The organism is Acinetobacter silvestris, from assembly GCF_002135235.1.
GTDB classification, from domain to species: Bacteria; Pseudomonadota; Gammaproteobacteria; order Pseudomonadales; family Moraxellaceae; genus Acinetobacter; species Acinetobacter silvestris.
The window spans coordinates 157,204-174,984 of record NZ_NEGB01000006.1 but is presented as its reverse complement, the minus strand read 5'-3'; the positions used below and the strand labels follow the sequence as shown (position 1 = coordinate 174,984).

Annotated in this window: 21 protein-coding genes; 8 read left to right on the top strand and 13 right to left on the bottom strand. The window is 39.5% G+C overall.

Features of this window, described 5'->3' with window-relative positions; all coding sequences use genetic code 11:
- Positions 1-6: 6 nt before the first annotated feature.
- From fabG to B9T28_RS11525, 4 genes are all read right to left on the bottom strand, one after another.
- Positions 7-741 carry a 3-oxoacyl-ACP reductase FabG gene (gene fabG / locus B9T28_RS11540; RefSeq protein WP_086204138.1) on the bottom strand — a complete coding sequence of 245 codons (735 nt, stop codon included), beginning with the start codon at positions 739-741 and terminating at the stop codon, positions 7-9.
- The gene (fabD, locus tag B9T28_RS11535; protein ID WP_086204137.1) at positions 738-1,724 is read right to left on the bottom strand and encodes an ACP S-malonyltransferase; all 987 of its coding nucleotides are present in this window, start codon (positions 1,722-1,724) and stop codon (positions 738-740) included. The genes fabG and fabD overlap by 4 nt, the downstream gene beginning before the upstream one ends.
- 158 nt (positions 1,725-1,882) lie before the next feature.
- The gene (rpmF, locus tag B9T28_RS11530) at positions 1,883-2,068 is read right to left on the bottom strand and encodes a 50S ribosomal protein L32 (RefSeq protein ID WP_086204136.1); all 186 of its coding nucleotides are present in this window, start codon (positions 2,066-2,068) and stop codon (positions 1,883-1,885) included.
- A 77-nt stretch (positions 2,069-2,145) separates the two neighbouring features.
- The gene (locus tag B9T28_RS11525) at positions 2,146-2,703 is read right to left on the bottom strand and encodes a YceD family protein (protein WP_086204135.1); all 558 of its coding nucleotides are present in this window, start codon (positions 2,701-2,703) and stop codon (positions 2,146-2,148) included.
- A gap of 97 nt (positions 2,704-2,800) precedes the next feature.
- Here B9T28_RS11525 and B9T28_RS11520 point away from each other — a divergent pair, with 97 nt between their 5' ends.
- The 6 genes from B9T28_RS11520 to rluB all read left to right on the top strand — a co-directional run bounded on the left by B9T28_RS11520 (position 2,801) and on the right by rluB (position 7,472).
- Positions 2,801-3,463 (top strand): elongation factor P hydroxylase, encoded by a 663-nt coding sequence (locus B9T28_RS11520; RefSeq protein ID WP_086204134.1) that lies wholly within the window; start codon positions 2,801-2,803, stop codon positions 3,461-3,463.
- An 83-nt stretch (positions 3,464-3,546) separates the two neighbouring features.
- Positions 3,547-4,164 (top strand): L-threonylcarbamoyladenylate synthase, encoded by a 618-nt coding sequence (locus B9T28_RS11515; RefSeq protein WP_086204133.1) that lies wholly within the window; start codon positions 3,547-3,549, stop codon positions 4,162-4,164.
- A gap of 27 nt (positions 4,165-4,191) precedes the next feature.
- Entirely contained in the window at positions 4,192-4,455 is a 264-nt protein-coding gene (locus B9T28_RS11510; protein WP_086204132.1) for a hypothetical protein, read from the top strand.
- A gap of 472 nt (positions 4,456-4,927) precedes the next feature.
- Entirely contained in the window at positions 4,928-5,719 is a 792-nt protein-coding gene (locus tag B9T28_RS11505; RefSeq protein ID WP_086204131.1) for a segregation and condensation protein A, read from the top strand.
- A complete protein-coding gene (gene scpB / locus B9T28_RS11500; protein ID WP_086204130.1) occupies positions 5,716-6,306 on the top strand; it encodes an SMC-Scp complex subunit ScpB in 591 nt (196 codons plus the stop codon). The genes B9T28_RS11505 and scpB overlap by 4 nt, the downstream gene beginning before the upstream one ends.
- Before the next feature lie 41 nt (positions 6,307-6,347).
- Entirely contained in the window at positions 6,348-7,472 is a 1,125-nt protein-coding gene (rluB, locus tag B9T28_RS11495; RefSeq protein WP_086204129.1) for a 23S rRNA pseudouridine(2605) synthase RluB, read from the top strand.
- Positions 7,473-7,577: 105 nt separating this feature from the next.
- On the opposite strand, the gene bioD is transcribed toward rluB, so the two are convergent.
- The 6 genes from bioD to B9T28_RS11465 all read right to left on the bottom strand — a co-directional run bounded on the left by bioD (position 7,578) and on the right by B9T28_RS11465 (position 12,647).
- Positions 7,578-8,222, bottom strand: coding sequence for a dethiobiotin synthase (bioD, locus tag B9T28_RS11490; RefSeq protein WP_086204128.1), 645 nt, complete (start codon positions 8,220-8,222; stop codon positions 7,578-7,580).
- Positions 8,219-8,998 carry a malonyl-ACP O-methyltransferase BioC gene (bioC, locus tag B9T28_RS11485; RefSeq protein WP_086204127.1) on the bottom strand — a complete coding sequence of 260 codons (780 nt, stop codon included), beginning with the start codon at positions 8,996-8,998 and terminating at the stop codon, positions 8,219-8,221. Before bioC ends, bioD begins: the two co-directional genes overlap by 4 nt.
- Positions 8,999-9,022: 24 nt before the next feature.
- On the bottom strand, positions 9,023-10,192 hold the full coding sequence (locus B9T28_RS11480) for an 8-amino-7-oxononanoate synthase (RefSeq protein ID WP_086204126.1): 1,170 nt from the start codon (positions 10,190-10,192) through the stop codon (positions 9,023-9,025).
- Complete coding sequence (bioA, locus tag B9T28_RS11475; RefSeq protein WP_086204125.1) at positions 10,189-11,481, bottom strand: adenosylmethionine--8-amino-7-oxononanoate transaminase; 1,293 nt, start codon at positions 11,479-11,481, stop codon at positions 10,189-10,191. The genes B9T28_RS11480 and bioA overlap by 4 nt, the downstream gene beginning before the upstream one ends.
- 95 nt (positions 11,482-11,576) lie before the next feature.
- Positions 11,577-12,296, bottom strand: coding sequence for an alpha/beta hydrolase family protein (locus B9T28_RS11470; RefSeq protein WP_086204124.1), 720 nt, complete (start codon positions 12,294-12,296; stop codon positions 11,577-11,579).
- 27 nt (positions 12,297-12,323) lie between these two features.
- Positions 12,324-12,647 carry a DUF6176 family protein gene (locus B9T28_RS11465; RefSeq protein ID WP_086204123.1) on the bottom strand — a complete coding sequence of 108 codons (324 nt, stop codon included), beginning with the start codon at positions 12,645-12,647 and terminating at the stop codon, positions 12,324-12,326.
- Positions 12,648-12,782: 135 nt separating this feature from the next.
- On the opposite strand from B9T28_RS11465, the gene B9T28_RS11460 reads away from it, so the two are divergent.
- Both B9T28_RS11460 and B9T28_RS11455 read left to right on the top strand, forming a co-directional pair.
- Positions 12,783-13,355, top strand: coding sequence for a peroxiredoxin (locus B9T28_RS11460; RefSeq protein WP_086204122.1), 573 nt, complete (start codon positions 12,783-12,785; stop codon positions 13,353-13,355).
- A 3-nt stretch (positions 13,356-13,358) separates the two neighbouring features.
- Entirely contained in the window at positions 13,359-13,868 is a 510-nt protein-coding gene (locus tag B9T28_RS11455; RefSeq protein WP_086204121.1) for a hypothetical protein, read from the top strand.
- A 72-nt stretch (positions 13,869-13,940) separates the two neighbouring features.
- Here the strand turns inward: B9T28_RS11455 and ftn are convergent, their stop codons facing one another.
- The 3 genes from ftn to B9T28_RS11440 all read right to left on the bottom strand — a co-directional run bounded on the left by ftn (position 13,941) and on the right by B9T28_RS11440 (position 17,780).
- Entirely contained in the window at positions 13,941-14,405 is a 465-nt protein-coding gene (ftn, locus tag B9T28_RS11450; RefSeq protein WP_086204120.1) for a heteropolymeric bacterioferritin subunit Ftn, read from the bottom strand.
- Between the two features lie 248 nt (positions 14,406-14,653).
- The gene (gene ligA, locus B9T28_RS11445) at positions 14,654-16,696 is read right to left on the bottom strand and encodes an NAD-dependent DNA ligase LigA (protein WP_086204119.1); all 2,043 of its coding nucleotides are present in this window, start codon (positions 16,694-16,696) and stop codon (positions 14,654-14,656) included.
- 79 nt (positions 16,697-16,775) lie between these two features.
- Positions 16,776-17,780, bottom strand: a complete 1,005-nt coding sequence (locus B9T28_RS11440) for a cell division protein ZipA C-terminal FtsZ-binding domain-containing protein (protein WP_086204118.1) — start codon at positions 17,778-17,780, stop codon at positions 16,776-16,778.
- Position 17,781: the final 1 nt, after the last annotated feature.

Sequence of the window (17,781 nt, the reverse complement as noted above, 5' to 3'; positions counted from 1 at the left end):
TCGCAATTAAGCCATGTATAAACCACCATTTACGTGTAACACTGTACCAGTGATGTAACTTGCCTTGTCTGAAGCCAAGAAACTTACTGCATTTGCAATATCTTGTGGTTGACCAAAACGGTTCAAAGCCACTTGACCACTCATTTTTTTACGAATTTCTTCACTTAGCTGCTCAGTCATTTCCGTTGCAATAAAGCCCGGTGCAATACAATTGACGGTAATCTGACGACTTCCCATCTCTTTGGCTAAGCTACGACTAAAAGCTTCAATACCTGCTTTTGCAGCTGAATAGTTCGCTTGTCCAGGGTTAGCAAAATGTGCCACCACAGAACTAATATTAATAATTCGTCCAAACCGCGCTTTAGTCATACCTTTAAGCACACGCTTAGACAAACGGAATACGGCTTTTAAATGGATATTGAGAATATCATCCCAATCATCTTCCGACATGCGGAGCAACAAATTATCTTTGGTAATTCCTGCATTATTAACCAGAATCATCACTGAACCATATTTTTGTTCAATATCAGAAACCAATGCATCAATGGCCGTACCATCGCGTACATCTAAAACAGCACCAACACCATTTTCAGAAAATTGAGCAGTCAGTTTTTCTGCACCATTTTCAGAGGTTGCAGTACCCACCACAAAATAACCATCTGAAATTAACTGCTGAGCAATGGCTGCTCCAATCCCTCTACTTGCACCTGTTACCAAGGCAACTTTACGTTCTTGTGTCATGCAATTTTCCCTTCCGCCACTAAAATAGCATTCAGTGCATCTTCCATACGACTTTGCGTATCAATTGGAAATGCTTTTTCTATATTTGGCAAACGTTTCGCAAGATTGACTAATACAGTACCCGGACCACATTCTGCCACATATTGAATACCTTGAGCTTGCAGGTATTGCATGGTCTTGGTCCATTGTACTGATTGATACAATTGCGCTGTTAACGCTTGGCGTAATTGAGCCACATCTGTCGCGATTGCTGCGTTGACATTTTGTAATACAGGAATACTTGGCATTTGAATGGCCGTTTGTTCCAATGCTTGTGCAAACTGTTCCGCCGCAGGTTTCATGAGTGAGCAATGTGATGGAACAGAAACAGGAAGTGCAATTGCTTTACCTGACTGCTCTTTCGCTTGCGCCATAACTTCTTGAACCAAAGCTACCGAACCTGCAATAACCACTTGACCTTGTGCATTATAATTGGCCGCATCAACCGAACCTTGACCAGATTGTGATGCAATTTTACATAGCTCAATGACTTTGGCATCATCTAAGCCCAAAATTGCAGCCATCGCACCTTCGCCTTCAGGCACAGCCGTTTGCATTAACTTACCACGCAAATTCACCAATTTCACTGCATCCGCCAAGGTCATTGAGTTTGCAGCAACCAAAGCACTGTATTCACCTAGGGAATGCCCTGCAAGGTATTTCGGTGCAACACCACCTAATTCCAACCAAACACGCCATAAAGCAATACTTGCAGTAAGTAACACCGGTTGCGTATTCTCAGTTTGGTTCAAACCTTCACCGCTTTGTGCGATGTGCCATAAGTCATAACCGATTGCTTCTGAAGCCTCAGCAAAAGTTTCCTGCACACCGCTAAACTGTTCAGCAAATTCAGCGAGCATACCCACTTTTTGTGAGCCCTGACCAGGGAACAAAAATGCAGTTTTAGTTGCCTGAGCTGCTTGCTCGAGTTGTTTAGCAGACATAAAAAGTCCCTTCTTCATTCTTAGCTCGTTTCCGATGCGGCAATTTAACACTAAATAAATTTAATTTTAATTGCCAAATACAACAAAAATGCACAACAAAAAAAGGGAGCTTTCGCTCCCATTCTTTCTACTAAGCTTCACGCTTAATACATCGTTAATTATTCTGCAGATGCTGCTTTAGCGAATAATTGACGACCACGGTAGATACCATCTTTAGTTACGTGATGACGACGATGAGTCTCACCAGTAGCTTGGTCTACAGTTAATGCATTCTCGGTTAAAGCGTCATGTGAACGGCGCATGTCACGGCGAGAGCGACTTTTACGGTTTTGCTGAACGGCCATGATGGCTCCTTACAAAGATCGAAAAAATGGATCAGAACAAATTCAGTTGTCTTATACTTTACAGTATAACACAAAAATTAGTTAAGTTTACCCTTCAAACCTGCCAAAACATCAAACGGATTATCCCGTTTTTCTTCAACAAGGTCTTCTTCGGTAGGTTGATGCTTATGCTCACAAACATCATGCTTAGGAGACAGAGGCATCAACAATAACAACTCATCTTCTATCAGAGAAAGTAAATCAGCCGTCGCAGGTGCATCAAAATCACCTTTTGTCGTTGCTTCACTTTCACCTAAGACGATGAAATCAGCATCCTCATCCAAGCGCTCTATCAGTGACTCATCGTCCACGAGTGCAACATGAAAGTCTGAAACCAAAGTAATTTCAACAGGCTCCAAACAACGTTGACATTCTGTTGATACTTTTGTTTCAGCATGACCATCTAACCACGCGATACGATGATACGCATCCATTGATAGCTTACAGTCTATAGTGACCAATTGATTATCAATTGATCCAACAGCTTCACGGGAAATACGAACAAGGCGAGACAATGGCAGGGAACCTGACCATGTAAAACCTTGTTCAGCCCATTTAAACGGCTCAATCTGTGCCGGAAAGGTATTTGCTGACATAATTTAGGCGGCAATTCTACAAATTCATGGATACTCTGTCAAAGATTAAGATACAATTTTGTACTTATTTAGACAGATCATTTGGGTAATTCAAGTCATGCATCAGTTGCAGCCGCAACCTGAAGTCACAACTTCATTACAATTAAACACTTATTCAACTTCACATTCCGCTGTGAATTTAGACCCAATGCAACTTTCACCTTGGGCGAATTTACAAACAGAAGTTCAACAAGTAGATTGGCTTATCTTACACTTTAATCTGTGGTTTTCCCACTTAAATGTGACGCTTGTACGCGGAGATTTTGAACCTGAGTATTTTCCAGCGACAAAAACCGCCCCTGCACGCATCCAATTTGCGCATGGCTTTTTAAATAGTGCATTACATGAAATTAGTCATTGGAGCATTGCGGGTGAATCGCGTCGTACTCTTCCAGACTTAGGTTATTGGTATGCACCCGATGGTCGTACGGCCGAACAACAAAGTTTATTTGAGCAAGTGGAGATCAAACCTCAAGCGATTGAATGGTTATTTTCCATAGCGTTAGGCCGTAAATTTCGCGTTTCTTTGGACAATCTCACTGGTGATGCTGGAGATAGCTCAATATTTAAAGATCATGTTTATGCCCAAGTTCAACAATTTTTTAGTGGTGAAACCAAGTTGCCACGTGATGCAAAACGTTTCATTGAATACCTGTGTATCTGCACTCGAAGTGGCAGAACATTACAAAGTGATGAGTTTCAAAGAGAAATGTTAGACTAAATAACATAAAGCAACAGTGATGCATTGAAACACTTTCTAGATTCAAGAGATAATGAATTCACTATGAATCAGGAGATAATAATATGCTGCATTTAAGAGTACATCCTGACAATCCTCAACCTCGTTTAATTAGTCAAGCTGTAGAACGTATTCGTGCGGGCGATGTCGTGGTTTATCCGACAGATGCAGCCTATGCCATTGGTTGCCAAATTGGCAATAAGAATGCCATGGAGCGTATTGCACAAATTCGTGGTCTAGGTCCTAAACACCAATATGCCATTATCTGTGCCGATTTATCCGATATTGCCACCTATGCCAAAGTAGACAATGCGATGTATCGTCTACTCAAAGCCAACACCCCGGCTATTACCACTTTTATTTTACCCGCAACCAGCGAAGTGCCTCGTCGCTTAATGCACCCTAAAAAGAAAACCATTGGCTTACGTGTTCCAAGTAATACTGTCTGTCAAATGTTACTTAAAGAATTGGGCGAACCCTTACTCACCAGCACACTGATTTTACCTAATCAAAATGAACCACTTGACGACCCTTATGATATTGAACAACAGTTAGAAAAACGGATTGATGTTTTTATCGATAGTGGCTTAGGCACATTAAGCACCACCAGTATTGTTGATCTTTCTGGCGTAAATCCTGAAATTATCCGTCGTGGTGTCGGTGATGTTAGTGCTTTTGAATAAATCCTGCTTATCTCGGGAAAGCGCAAAATGGACCTATTTCATGTACTGCTCAACATTCATGAATTTGCCAATGAGCAAAGCATCTATGTTGAACAGCCATGGACGCTTGAATCCACAGTCATGTTATGTACGAATAATACTGAGATAAAACTAAACGTTAACAATATTATTTTTGAGTATTTTCTCGAAGTTGTAACCGTCAAAGCATTATTGACTGATTTAGGAATACATCACCTCTGTATCCGAGATTGCTGCCAACAAATCATTGAATATGCTCTTTACGAAAGCTAATCAAATACATTTTCAAATCATCAAGCTATTTACAAACTGGTATTTTTGATCGCTTTATCTGTAACGTAAAATAAATACTCTCGATTAAAAAAATAATAAAACATGAATACAGTCTCATGATGCCGATATTTCACTCAACCCCACAAACATTATTATTTTTATAATTCAATGTCTTAAAAATAAAAATAGCACAACCAATATGGACAAATTATTACAACCTGCTCCCAAAATAAAAATATATTCTTCAAAATAAACAACTCTTCCCCATCATGAAAATAAATACTCTATATTTATTTCCAACTTTTTATCGTTTTTATCATTTTAGCAATTTATTCACATGGATTTTTACTTTAGAATGGTCGGACTTTCTATTTTGCAATTCGTTCATCACTTCCCTCTATCTCGATTTCGATTAGTGATCCTCGAATCGCCCTAACATGCTTTTGAAAATTCGCGTGGCTAAATAACGGTAATGACACAAGCAATCCATGACATGATGGAACTAACTCCTCAAATTCGTGTATTAGATGAGTGGCAAGATTCCATTCCTGAGGATTTATATATACCTCCTGCTGCATTCGAAATTCTACTTGAACATTTCGAAGGACCACTCGATTTTCTGATTTACCTCATTCAAAAAAATGGTTTCGATCTTTTACAGCTCGATATTGCCCCCATTGCAGCACAATACTTGTCTTATATGAACAGTATGAAATCTCTAAATATTGAGCTGACCGCTGACTATATGGTGATGGCAGCATTACTTGCCGATTTGAAATCGCGCTTATTATTGCCAAAACCTAAACTAATGGCGATTGAAAAAGATCCTAAACAAGCATTAATCGATCGTCTAGAAACCTATTTACGGATAAAACACGCCGCTGAACGACTTGGGCAAATGCCGGTTTTAGACCGAGATACATTTACACCCCATGTGACGATTGGACAGATTGCGACAGTGTATGAAGGTTACGAGGCAGAAATGCTTCGCGATGCGCTCTATTGTATTTTTAACCGCCCTGAACCAATCGTTCATAAAATTGAACAAGAACCTGTCTTGCTTGAAGAACGTATTGCCTATATTGAACAGATGCTTGATTCAGGCAAAATTTTAAATTTTGATATGTTACTTAAACCAAGCCAAGGTCGAATGGGCATGGTCGTAACATTTATGGCAATATTAGAACTGACGCGACAACAAAAGATTCATATAATCACGACAGGTGTAGAAGCACCACTTGCAATTCAGGGTACATCTGTATGACGATTGATCAACATAATGCTTTTCATGTAGATGAATTACATCATGAAGTACTGATGCAATTAGAAGCCATTATTTTTGCCAGTGATGCACCTGTGTCTATTGCACGTTTAAAAGAAGCGTTTCAAGAGCAATATTCAAAACAACATTTACGCCAATATTTACAACAACTTGCAGTACTACAACATGGTCGTTCTATTGAATTGGTAGAAACAGCACAAGGTTATCGCTTCCAAGTTCGTGCAAAATATCGAAATATCATTGCACAAGTTTGGCCAGAACGACCAACCAAATTATCTCCATCACTGTTAGAAACAGTTTCAGTGATCGCTTATCATCAGCCTGTAACCCGAGCTGATATTGAGCAAATCCGAGGAGTAACGAATAATAGCCAAATACTTCGGACATTATTCGAATGGAACTGGATTAAAGAATCGGGGTTTCGTGAACTCCCTGGAAGACCAGCGTTGTTAATTACAACGCCACAATTTTTAAATGCATTTGGCCTAGCATCTTTAGGTCAGTTGCCTCCCCTGCAGGATGCCAAGGAAGCTTTTATGGCATTGGATGCGCAAGCTCCAAAGTCATAAATAGGTGCACTGTTGATTATTATTTCTAAGGTTATGCTGTCATGAGTGAAAAATTGCAAAAGGTACTCGCACGAGTTGGTTTAGGCTCTCGCCGTTATATGGAAGAAGTCATTGCTGCTGGTCGTGTAAGTGTCAACGGTCAAGTTGCTCAAGTGGGTGAACGTATCGAACCAACCGATGAGCTTCGTATCGATGGCCGTAAAGTTCAGTTCCAAATTGAAGATGAAATTCGCCGTCGTGTGATCATTTACTACAAACCAGAAGGTGAAATCTGTTCACGTAATGACCCTGAGTCACGCCCAACAGTTTTCGAACAATTACCTTCAATTCCTGGTGATCGCTGGGTCATGGTGGGTCGTCTTGACATCAACTCAACTGGCTTATTATTGTTCACAAATGATGGTGAATTAGCCAACCGCTTAATGCATCCATCCAATGAAATTGAACGTGAATATGCTGTACGTGTGATGGGCGAAGTCACCCCTAAAATACGTCAAAATATGACCAGTGGTGTAGTTTTAGATGATGGCCCAGCGAAGTTTGAATCATTTTCTGAAATTGGTGGTGAAGGGATTAACCGCTGGTATCAAGTTGTGGTTAAAGAAGGTCGTAACCGTGAGGTTCGTCGTATTTTTGAATCACAAGGTTTAAAAGTTAGCCGTTTACTACGTACTCGTTATGGCACTGTAATCCTGCCACGTGAACTGCGTACTGGCCGCTGGATTGAACTTGATAAAAATGATATCGACAACTTAACCAAAGCTGTAGAGTTGAAGCCACGTCAAGGTACTGGCTTATACGGTATGGCAAAACGTCGTACTGAACGTATGCAAGAAAAACCTTTAGCTGCGCGTCGTGGTGGTTACTTACGCCAACAACGTCGTGATGAAGGTTCTGAAAACAACCAAGAAGGACAACGTTCAGATACTCGCCAAGTTAACTATGACAATGCGCGTAGCGACAATCGTGGTGCAAACCGTTTTAACAACCGTAATGATCGTACAGAACAACGTAGTGAAACCCATCGCAATGAGCGACCTGAACGTACTGGTAACAGCTATAATCAGGAGCGTAATGGCAACACTGTTGATAATCCAAATCGCGGTGAAAACAAATTTGGACAACGTAAACCATTTGGTATCAATAAAGGCTTTAAAAAGTTTTAATTTTTAAAGTACTGCATTAAAAAAAGCCACTACCTAATTAGTGGCTTTTTTTATTCTAAAAATTATAATTCCATCCAGCTCACTGCAACTCATCTGCTTGTTTTTCTACTTAACCACAGGAATATCAATCCATTCTGCGTGAGGAAAATGCTGAGCCAAATAATTTTTAAGATATTCAGACGTATCTTGAGAAATAATTTCATCCTGTGATTCATCATTCAAGTTGTACGCCAAAGCATACAACTCTAAACCGCGCGATTTTAAAGCTTCAAGGCTCAACAAGGTATGATTAATACTGCCTAAGCGACCTGAGCTGACTAAAATCACAGGAATTTTTTTCTCTGCAATATAATCAATCGTTAATAACTCCGTGGTTAAAGGCACCATCAAACCGCCCGCACCTTCAAGCAACACCACCTCATATTTCTCAGTCAGTTGTTGCGTTGCGTCCGCAATTTTCTGAAAATCAATCTCACGACCATCAATCTGAGTGGCTAAATGCGGCGATGCAGGATAAGTAAAAATCTCAGGCATGGTCAGTTTGCTTTGATCTTCAGGAAACCAGCCCATGCCCATAATTTCACGATGCTGTTGAATATCTTCAGAAATATCAACATTACCCGTTTGAATCAGCTTTTGGGTAATGACTGCTTTCCCCTGCTGATTCCATAATTTCGCCAAATAACCTGTAGCAAAAGTTTTACCAATGCCAGTATCAATACCACTGATAAAATAAACTGAGGCGGTCATGGCTTTCTCCGTGCGATACAATAAATCGGGTGATAACTCAATGGATAGCCTTTCTGAATTGATGAATCAGGCTCTAAAAATTGTTGATAATCTAGATAAAACTGCTGTAAAGATTGCTTTGTCCAACGATGCTTTGCTGCTGTTGCCGTCACACCTGTGGCTTTTAAATGCTGTAACACTTGTTTGGGATGTTCAAAATCTAAAGTTTCAATATTTTCAGATAAATGAATAATATCAAAGCCCTGAGCAATCAGTTTTTCCTGAATCGTTGCAAGATCAAGATAGTCCAAACCTTGTCCCGTTAACGCTTTAATCTCTTTAAGGTTTTGCTGTCCAAAGGTCGAAAAACATAAATAACCTTCATCGATTAAAGCATCTGAACATTGCTTGAAAATCGCATCCAAATCAAATATCCACTGCAACGCAGAACTGGAAACAATCACCTCTAAATCTTGCGGAAATTGCAGCTGTTCAATATCACCAATTAGCCATTGCAGTTGCTTCGATTCAGAAAAATGCTGTTGAACCTCAGGATATAAGTCATTCAAGATCAATTGATTAAACTGAAAATCTTGCATCAATAAATGACTTAGATTACCCGAACCACAACCTATTTCAAAAATACGATCAACCTTTGTTTTTGGCAAGTAGTGCTGCATCAACTGAATAAGATGCTGACAAATCTGCTTTTGCACTACGGCATGCTGCGTATAGCTTTGTCCCGCCTTTTCAAAACGCTGAGCCACTTGGGCTTTATCAATATTGAGGTTTTTCACAATACATCACTCACAGCAAAGTACTCACAACAACGCAACCAACTGATCCAAATCGGCCTGATTCAGTTGCGAAGTTAAGCAAATTCGCAAACGTGAACCATGCTGCGGCACCGTCGGTGGACGTACAGGCATAACATAAAAACCTTGCTGTTGTAAGGCTTTGGCTTTGTTCACTGTTTTTTGTGACTCACCAATAATGACAGGCACAATATGCGAAGTCGATGGACATGCAAAGCCTTTGCCTTGCACTGCTTGTTGTAAATACTGACTGATCTGTTGTAAATGCTGACGTTGCTGATTCAATGCTAAAACTTTTTGGAAAATAAAATTTGTCCACGCCATACAGATCGGCGGTTGCGCCGTACTAAAAATAAGGGGTCGCATACTATTAATCAAATAATCACGAATAATGGCATGACAAATCAAATAGCCACCGACGGAAGCTAAAGCTTTACCAAAAGTGCCAACCAAAAAATCAATCTCATCGATCACGCCATATTGTTCCGCACAACCCAAACCTTGCTCGCCACGTACACCTATCGCATGTGCTTCATCGACATAGAGCATGACTTTGCTAAATTGCTGCTTAATCCGCACCAATTCAGCTAAATCAGTTTCATCGCCATCCATACTAAAGATGGATTCAGTGACAATAATAATTCGATCAAAACTTTCATCGGCATGATATTTTTGTAAAAGTTGGCTCAAATGATTCAAGTCATTATGACGATAACGCACATATTTAGCCGACGACAAACGGATGCCATCAATCATGCTGGCATGAATCAATTTATCTGCAAGGATTAAGGTTTTTGCATCACTCAGTGCAGGTAAAATGCCAATATTCATGTGATAACCACTGTTAAATAACAGTGCCGACCGTCCATAAAATGCCTGACTTAAACTTGCTTCAAGTTGTTCATATTCAGGAAAGTTTCCTGTCAATAAACGAGATGAGGATGAACTCATAATACGTAAATCATTCGGTGTTTGATCGAAAAATTGTTCACGTAAATGAAGATCCGAAGCTAAGCCTAAATAATCATTCGAGCTAAGATTCAGCATGCTTTGACCATTAATTTGAATCATGCGACCGTGCTGAATATTTGAAGTAAATTGACGTAAATTACCTTGTTGTTTTAATTGCTCAAGTTGCGCTGAATAATGATCCAGATGTTGTTCAAGTTGACTCATGCCGAATGCTCCATCTGTTCAACCACTTCAACCAGTTGCTCTAATAAAGTTCTCAATTCATTTTCCGTGATGATGTACGGCGGCATCACATAGACCAATTTTCCGAATGGACGGATCCAAATGCCACGACGCACAAATTCTTGTTGTAAGGTTTTCATATCGACATTAAACGTCAGTTCCACCACGCCAATTGCCCCCAAAATACGCACATCCTGCACATATTCAAGTTGTAACAATGGCTGTAAATGCGTGGATAATTGTTGTTTGATGCGCTGAATATTGGCTTGCCAGTCTTGCGCCAACAAGACTTGGGTACTTTTTACTGCTACAGCACATGCCAAAGGATTCGCCATAAAAGTGGGGCCATGCATAAACACACCTGCCTCACCCTGACTAATGGTTTCCGCGATTTTTTTGCTGGTTAAGGTGGCAGAAAGCGTCATATAACCGCCCGTTAAACCCTTACCAATGCACATAATGTCGGGTTCAACTTGGGCATGTTCCCACGCAAACATTTTACCTGTGCGCCCAAAACCTGTAGCGATTTCATCAAAAATCAGCAAAATATTGTATTTTTCACAGAGTAATTTGGCTTGACGCAAATATTCAGGATGGTAAAAACGCATGCCTCCTGCACCTTGTACAATCGGCTCAAGGATCAACCCTGCAATGCTTTGATGGTGCTCAGCCAAAGTCTGTTCCAGTTCGGCAATATCGGCCTGATCCCACTCATCATAAAAACCAACTTGAGGTGCAGGCACAAAAATACGATTCGGCAAACTTGAACCAAAAATTTGATGCATACCTGTTACAGGGTCGCAGACTGACATGGCATTCCATGTATCCCCGTGGTAGCCCGAACGTGGTGTGACAAAGTTGCTTTTCTCTTTTTTCCCTTGCGAAGCCCAATATTGCACAGCCATTTTCAAAGCAACTTCTACCGCTACAGAGCCTGAATCGGCATAGAAAATCTTATCTAAACTGGGTGGGGTAATTTGTAGCAGAAGTTTGCCCAGTTCAATGGCAGGTTCATGGGTGAAACCACCAAACATGATATGCGACATCTTCTGTAATTGATCGGTTACCGCCTGATTCAATTCTGGATGGTTATAACCGTGAATGGCACACCACCAAGACGACATTCCATCAATCAATTGACGACCATCATCTAATTCAATAATTGCACCCTGAGCTTGCTTTACCTTAAAGACAGGTAAAGGCTTGGTCATGGAGGTATAGGGATGCCAGATGTGTTCAAGATCAAATTGCAGATCATTTAATTCAGTCATCCTTAACTCCACAGCGACAGCAAAAATCTATTTTGTCGATCTTAAACCTGCACAGATAAAAAATAAATTGCGATATTTGCCACTTATCAGCATGTTTAATTAATTTTCTGTAAATATTGGCAGATTTTGTCAGTTATCAGTTCAGCTTTAAAGACAGGACAGCCATGTGAACCTTTAATGAGCTCCACATCTAAAAATTTTGCGTCGAATTCTTGGAAATTTTGTATAACTTTGCAATCAACTAAAACATCCTGCTCTGCAAAAATATGATACTGCTTGCCCTGATAATTTTTTAATATGTCGACAATATTTAAATTTTCCAGCAATTCTAAACCCTGTTCAAGCAACTGCGTTTGTTGTGGCTGAATTAAACTTTGTAAAGTGATCAGGTCTTTTTTGCTACTTTCCACACCCTGACAAACCATATAGCCAAATTTTTTCAGTGTCGTAACCGCATCCTGTTCAAAGGATTGTTTAAAAACTTGAAAGGTCTGTTGTGGCATAGCCGTTTGCCATGTTTCATTGGCGACAAAACAAGGATTGGATGCCAAGGTGATTAAAATCTTTTGCTCAGCATAGTGTTGTTCAATTTCATCCACCAAAAGACTGGCAAGCTGCCCACCTAAAGACCAACCGATAATCACATCAAATTGACGCGCCCATTCAGCCTTATGTTGCAAAACATCTTGATCAAAAGCATTAAAGATATTGATCAGCTCCACTTGATGACCTTGCTGTTGCAAAGCCTGTTGTAAGGAATGAAGGAGTTTCGTTCCCCCACCCCAGCCTGTAATCAGTAAAATACGTTGTTTCATAATCAGCCCAGAATTAAAAAATATCAACTAAGTATTATTTTCCAAATCTAATAATAACTTTGCAGGAAAAACCTTTGCCCAATTATTTTTAAATTGTTTATGCATCTGATCAATCGGGAAATGGCTATTTCGACCGATTTGCTGAGCTTGTGCAATATCATCCGCCCGCATATAAGCTAACAAATAATCTTGACTTTCTAATTCCAAGTGAAACCATGATTCCACATGTACACCTTCAGCCCGAAGTGTCTCTATCGCTTCATCTTTACGCGCATTCAGTTCTTTTTTCCATGCTTCGACATGATCCAAAGCATCAGGCTTTAATTTTATTAATACCGCACCAACATCCATAGATTGCTCTTATTTTATAATTTTGATCCATCTTTATAATATACCTGCTGCATGCAAAAAACCTGAACAATTTCCAGCACTGCGCCATTCTAAACTCTGCTAAACTGAGTTCACTTCTAATAAAAAGTCAACGATATGAACTATACAAAATTCTTTAGCACTGGCTTGGTTTGTATCAGCACATCGATTGGATTTTCCACCTTAAGCCATGCGGAAAATTCTATTTTCACCAAAACTGATACTCAACAAAAGCAATGGGTTGGCAAACCTGCCCCCATGTTTAAGTTACAAGATCAAAATAAAAAATGGCATGAATTGAGCCAATATAAAGGCAAATGGATAGTGCTTTATTTTTACCCAAAAGATAATTCACCCGGCTGCACTCAAGAAGCCAATCAATTTAAAGCACTGTATCCACAGTTTTTAAAAAGTAATGCCGTTGTCCTTGGGGTCAGCTTAGATGATGTGCAATCTCATCAAAAATTTTCCGAAAAATTAGGCTTACCTTTTCCTATTTTGGCAGACAATAATTACCAATTAGCCAATCAATTCGGTATTGTCCGAAATTTAGGTATTACCAAAATAGCAAAACGAGAGAGCTTTTTAATTGATCCCAAAGGAATCATTGTTTATCACTACAACAGTGTAAATACCCAGTCCCATGCCGCTCAGGTTTTAGCAGATATTCAAAAAATAAAATGGAAGTAATTCATGCAATTACAAAACAATGAGAAAATTCTATATAAAACAAAACCAATAAATTCTATTTACCTATTTGTTCTATGTATGGTCATAGGAATATATGCTTTTTTTGCACTTCCGTTGCAGTCCAAACATTTTATAATGTTCGGTATATTCTGCTTGTTGAGTTTTTTCCGATTTTTTGACTATATCGTTATTACCAACCAACATATCATTTCACATCTGTTTTTACGCCAGCGCACAGTTCAACTTTCTACATTGCAACAACCGCCTTTTCTCACGATTGATCCTAAAAAATTCAGACAGTATGAATGGCAGCGTAAATTATTAAAACAAAATTTCCAAGATTTTTGGTTCTATAAAACAGATATTTATTTTAAACAATTAATAAGTGCAATAGATCCAAACCCTTTAGAAAGAATCCCGTTATCTCTTTTTTCAAAAAAACAGAAAGATCGAATCATTCACACATTGGCACAGTCATGGCAACTTGATCCAACAATTGAACATCGTGAATAAGCTGTAATTTGATATCAAAAGAAATTTAAAGCGTAAAAAACCCAGTAAATACTGGGTTTTTTTATTTGAATCTTACATTTGCGATTGAATATAGTTTTGTAAACCAATCAACTCAATTAAACGAATTTGTTTTTCCAACCAGTAAGTATGATCTTCTTCAGTATCATTCATTTGTTGACGTAACATTTCACGTGTCACGAAATCGCCTTTTTCTTCGCAAAGCTTAACACCTTGTGCCAATTTTTCACGAACATGATATTCAAGTTTTAAATCAGCTTTGAGGCAAGCAACAATATCCTCTCCGACTTCAATCTCATCACGATTCATATTCGGTGTACCGTCAAGGAACAAGACACGGCGAATAATCGAATCAGCATGTGCAGATTCTTCTTGCATCTCATGATCGATACGTTGGAAAATTTTGCTTAAGCCCCAATCTTCATACATACGCGAGTGAATAAGATATTGATCACGAGCAGCCAGTTCGCCACCGATCAACATGTTCAGATAATCTATAACTTCTGGATTGCCACGCATTTCACTTACTCCATACCCTTTACACTGATTATGGACATATTTGACCAAGATTGCAAAACTTTTAAATATGTAAGCTCATGATTTTTATAAAATAAAAATGAGAAACATACGCATTTACAGTCCAATTTAATAAAATTTCACATATAAAATAAGCCTTTGCAAAATTTGACTCATTTCACAAAGGCATTTTTCGAGTTAAAATAGAAATTTTAAAATTTGTAACTACTAACAATGCGTCTTATTTAAACTTATACTTCATTGAGCCCTTGGCCATATTCTGCCATCAATGCTAAAAACTCAACTTCATTCATCACTTGAATACCTAATTTTTCAGCTTTTTCAAGTTTAGAACCAGCTTTTTCACCAGCAACTACACATTTCGTTTTACTTGAAACACTACCACTCACTCGTGCGCCCAAAGCTTGTAGCATTTGGGTTGCATCATCACGCCCCATTTGGCTCAGTGTGCCAGTAATCACCCAACTTTCACCATTCAAAGGTTGACGGGTTGATGCAACAGGTGCATCCCAATGAATGCCTGCTGCTAACAAGCGCTCCACCACCTCTAGGTTATGCGGAGCTTTAAAGAAATCAATAACCCATTCCGCAGTAATCTCTCCCACATCCGGAGTTTTCTTTAATGCCTCAATATCTGCATTACGTAAAGCATCCAAGGTTTGGAACGTATTGGCAAGCATGCGTGCAGTTGTCTCGCCTACACCACGAATACCTAAAGCATAAATAAAGCTGGCAAGCGTGGTTTTTTTACTGTTCTCAATTGCATCTAAAAGGTTTTGAACTGACTTCTCGCCCATCTTTTCAATACCCAATAATTCTTCACGATGTTCATGTAGGTGGTAAATATCAGCAACATCTTTAAGTAAATTAAGATGTAGTAATGACTCGACCCAACGATCTCCTAAACCTTCAATATCCAGTGCTTTACGAGAAACGAAATGACGAATGGCTTCAATCCGTTGCGCTGCACAATACAAGCCGCCCGAACAACGTGCCAAAGCCTCACCTTCAGGCATCACCACTGGCGATGAACATACTGGACAGTTTTCAGGAAGATGAACAACAACCGTATCGACAGGACGAAATTCAGGCCAAACTTTTTCAACCTTGGGAATGACATCACCGCTACGATACACACTCACCGTATCGCCGACACGCACATCCAGACGATGAATTTCACCAATGTTGTGTAAGGTGACATTGGAAACCGTAACACCACCCACCGCAACAGGATTTAAACGGGCCACAGGCGTTAAGGTTCCTGTACGCCCCACTTGCCAATCAATATTTTCTACTGTGGTTAAAGCAGCAACTGCTGGGAACTTATAAGCTGTTGCCCAACGCGGTTCTCGACTCAAAAAACCCAATTGTTGTTGCTGTTTCAGATCATCAACCTTAACCACCATTCCATCAATTTCTACAGATAAATGAGGTCGTTCTTGATTGATTTTTTCATATTTTTCTTGAACTTCTTGAATAGAATCACAGACAAAATGACGTTCGCCCACAGCAAAGCCAAAATTATTCAGCCATTCCAAACTTTCGGACATGGATGTTAAACCATTATCAGGTTCACATTGCGCAATACCATAAGCATAAAATGCCAAAGGCCGCGAAGCCGCAACATTTGGATCAAGCTGACGCAAGCTACCCGCTGCCGCATTACGCGGATTAGCAAATATTTTTTCACCTTTGGCTTCATTGTCGGCATTGAGCTTTTCGAAACCCGCTTTAGGTATTAAAACCTCGCCACGAACCTCAAGCAGTTGAGGAACTAGAACTTGATCAGATGATAGGACTTTAGGTAAATTCCGTATGGTTTTGACATTTTGAGTAATCAGCTCGCCTGTTTCACCATCTCCACGTGTTACGCCACGAATCAAAATACCATTTTCATACCATAAAGAAATCGCTAGACCATCAAATTTCAACTCCACATCGTATTGGATTTTTTGATTGGGTAAACGTTCTTCTATACGACGTGCAAAAGCAAATAGATCTTCTTGATTAAATACATTGCCCAATGACAACATCGGTACTGTATGGGTAATATTTTCAAATTTTGATAAAGGTGCTCCACCAACTTTATCAGTGGGTGAGTCTGACTGAATCAGTTCAGGATACTGTTGTTCTAATGCCTTGAGTTGATGAAATAGTTGGTCATATTCACTGTCTGCAATCATCGGCTGATCCATCACATAATACGCATGATTATGCTGTGCCAACAGTTGAATAAGTTGACGCATTTGCGCCACTACAGCAGTGTGTTCCATATATTTTCACCATATAAAAGGGCGGAAAATTCCGCCCAAGATTATTTCAATTCATTATAAATCAATTTTGATTCAGCATTTAAACTTCTTGTCCAGAACGGAAATCAATGGCTTTATGACGCCAATGTTCTTTCAGTTGCGGTGTAAATTCCAAATTATTTTCATCATAAACCGTACCATCAATTTCACGCGCAATCAGCCCCGCAATACTGACCATGGTATCAAAACCTTTTTGCACATCTGCATGCGGTAAAGCTAAGAAAAATGCCAAACCTTGAACTTGTTCGACAGACAATGTTTCTAAATCAAAACCTGCTGGCCCCTCGTCAGTCAAACGCAAAACTGAAAACATGAGTGGACTGGCTTCTTCAATATTTTCATAACGATGGAAACATGACATTTCGCCATAGCGTAGGCCGTACTTCAGTAAAACCTTTAAAGTTTTATCACCAGATAATGCCTTGCGTGGGTTTGGATAGACATTTAATGCAATTAAACTTTCAGCATTCGCCAAAGAACATTCATCATCAAAACGTTGTTGCTCATGTAAATGCACATCTAAAATACTACTTTCTTCATCAAACTCTTTAATTTCAGCCGTCTCAATCGTTGAGTTCAGACTAAATTCTGCCTCTTTTTTCTCAAGCTTAACATCTACACTCGTTTCTGTTTGAACACTCATCTCTTCAGCAGAAACCGCTTCAACATTTTGTTGTTCTTTTTCAACACTTGAACCTGCCTGAGAATCTAAAAGTGTTGTTGATGCTGTTTCAGCCACAACAGCAGCTTGCGCGATAAATGTTTCTCTAGTTCTTTGACTGTCTTTTGAGTCTTCCACAGACTCTGCTGATGCCAACGAGTTGAAATTAGGCTCTACACGTTGTGTGGTTTTAACTGTTTCAGTGTCTGATTGTAATTGATCACGAACATGTCGCGGAATCACAGGCAGATTACTGTCTGAATTAACATGTAGTTCTGACTCTAATGAAGGTGCTGCATCATTTGACTTTCTCATGACCATTCTTAAGCCAACCAGAATAATAATGACTGCAACAACAATTCCAATAATTGTGGTGATTTCCATA

Excerpts from the sequence above, each read along its gene's own strand:
- rluB (WP_086204129.1), top strand. The coding sequence starts at position 6,348 with ATGAGTGAAAAATTGCAAAAGGTACTCGCACGAGTTGGTTTAGGCTCT.
- B9T28_RS11460 (WP_086204122.1), top strand. The coding sequence starts at position 12,783 with ATGAACTATACAAAATTCTTTAGCACTGGCTTGGTTTGTATCAGCACA.
- B9T28_RS11480 (WP_086204126.1), bottom strand. The coding sequence starts at position 10,192 with ATGAGTCAACTTGAACAACATCTGGATCATTATTCAGCGCAACTTGAG.
- fabD (WP_086204137.1), bottom strand. The coding sequence starts at position 1,724 with ATGTCTGCTAAACAACTCGAGCAAGCAGCTCAGGCAACTAAAACTGCA.
- bioD (WP_086204128.1), bottom strand. The coding sequence starts at position 8,222 with ATGACCGCCTCAGTTTATTTTATCAGTGGTATTGATACTGGCATTGGT.
- B9T28_RS11455 (WP_086204121.1), top strand. The coding sequence starts at position 13,359 with ATGCAATTACAAAACAATGAGAAAATTCTATATAAAACAAAACCAATA.
- B9T28_RS11515 (WP_086204133.1), top strand. The coding sequence starts at position 3,547 with ATGCTGCATTTAAGAGTACATCCTGACAATCCTCAACCTCGTTTAATT.
- bioA (WP_086204125.1), bottom strand. The coding sequence starts at position 11,481 with ATGACTGAATTAAATGATCTGCAATTTGATCTTGAACACATCTGGCAT.
- B9T28_RS11505 (WP_086204131.1), top strand. The coding sequence starts at position 4,928 with ATGACACAAGCAATCCATGACATGATGGAACTAACTCCTCAAATTCGT.
- B9T28_RS11510 (WP_086204132.1), top strand. The coding sequence starts at position 4,192 with ATGGACCTATTTCATGTACTGCTCAACATTCATGAATTTGCCAATGAG.
- fabG (WP_086204138.1), bottom strand. The coding sequence starts at position 741 with ATGACACAAGAACGTAAAGTTGCCTTGGTAACAGGTGCAAGTAGAGGG.
- B9T28_RS11525 (WP_086204135.1), bottom strand. The coding sequence starts at position 2,703 with ATGTCAGCAAATACCTTTCCGGCACAGATTGAGCCGTTTAAATGGGCT.
- ftn (WP_086204120.1), bottom strand. The coding sequence starts at position 14,405 with ATGCGTGGCAATCCAGAAGTTATAGATTATCTGAACATGTTGATCGGT.
- scpB (WP_086204130.1), top strand. The coding sequence starts at position 5,716 with ATGACGATTGATCAACATAATGCTTTTCATGTAGATGAATTACATCAT.
- B9T28_RS11465 (WP_086204123.1), bottom strand. The coding sequence starts at position 12,647 with ATGGATGTTGGTGCGGTATTAATAAAATTAAAGCCTGATGCTTTGGAT.
- ligA (WP_086204119.1), bottom strand. The coding sequence starts at position 16,696 with ATGGAACACACTGCTGTAGTGGCGCAAATGCGTCAACTTATTCAACTG.
- B9T28_RS11470 (WP_086204124.1), bottom strand. The coding sequence starts at position 12,296 with ATGAAACAACGTATTTTACTGATTACAGGCTGGGGTGGGGGAACGAAA.
- B9T28_RS11520 (WP_086204134.1), top strand. The coding sequence starts at position 2,801 with ATGCATCAGTTGCAGCCGCAACCTGAAGTCACAACTTCATTACAATTA.
- rpmF (WP_086204136.1), bottom strand. The coding sequence starts at position 2,068 with ATGGCCGTTCAGCAAAACCGTAAAAGTCGCTCTCGCCGTGACATGCGC.
- B9T28_RS11440 (WP_086204118.1), bottom strand. The coding sequence starts at position 17,780 with ATGGAAATCACCACAATTATTGGAATTGTTGTTGCAGTCATTATTATT.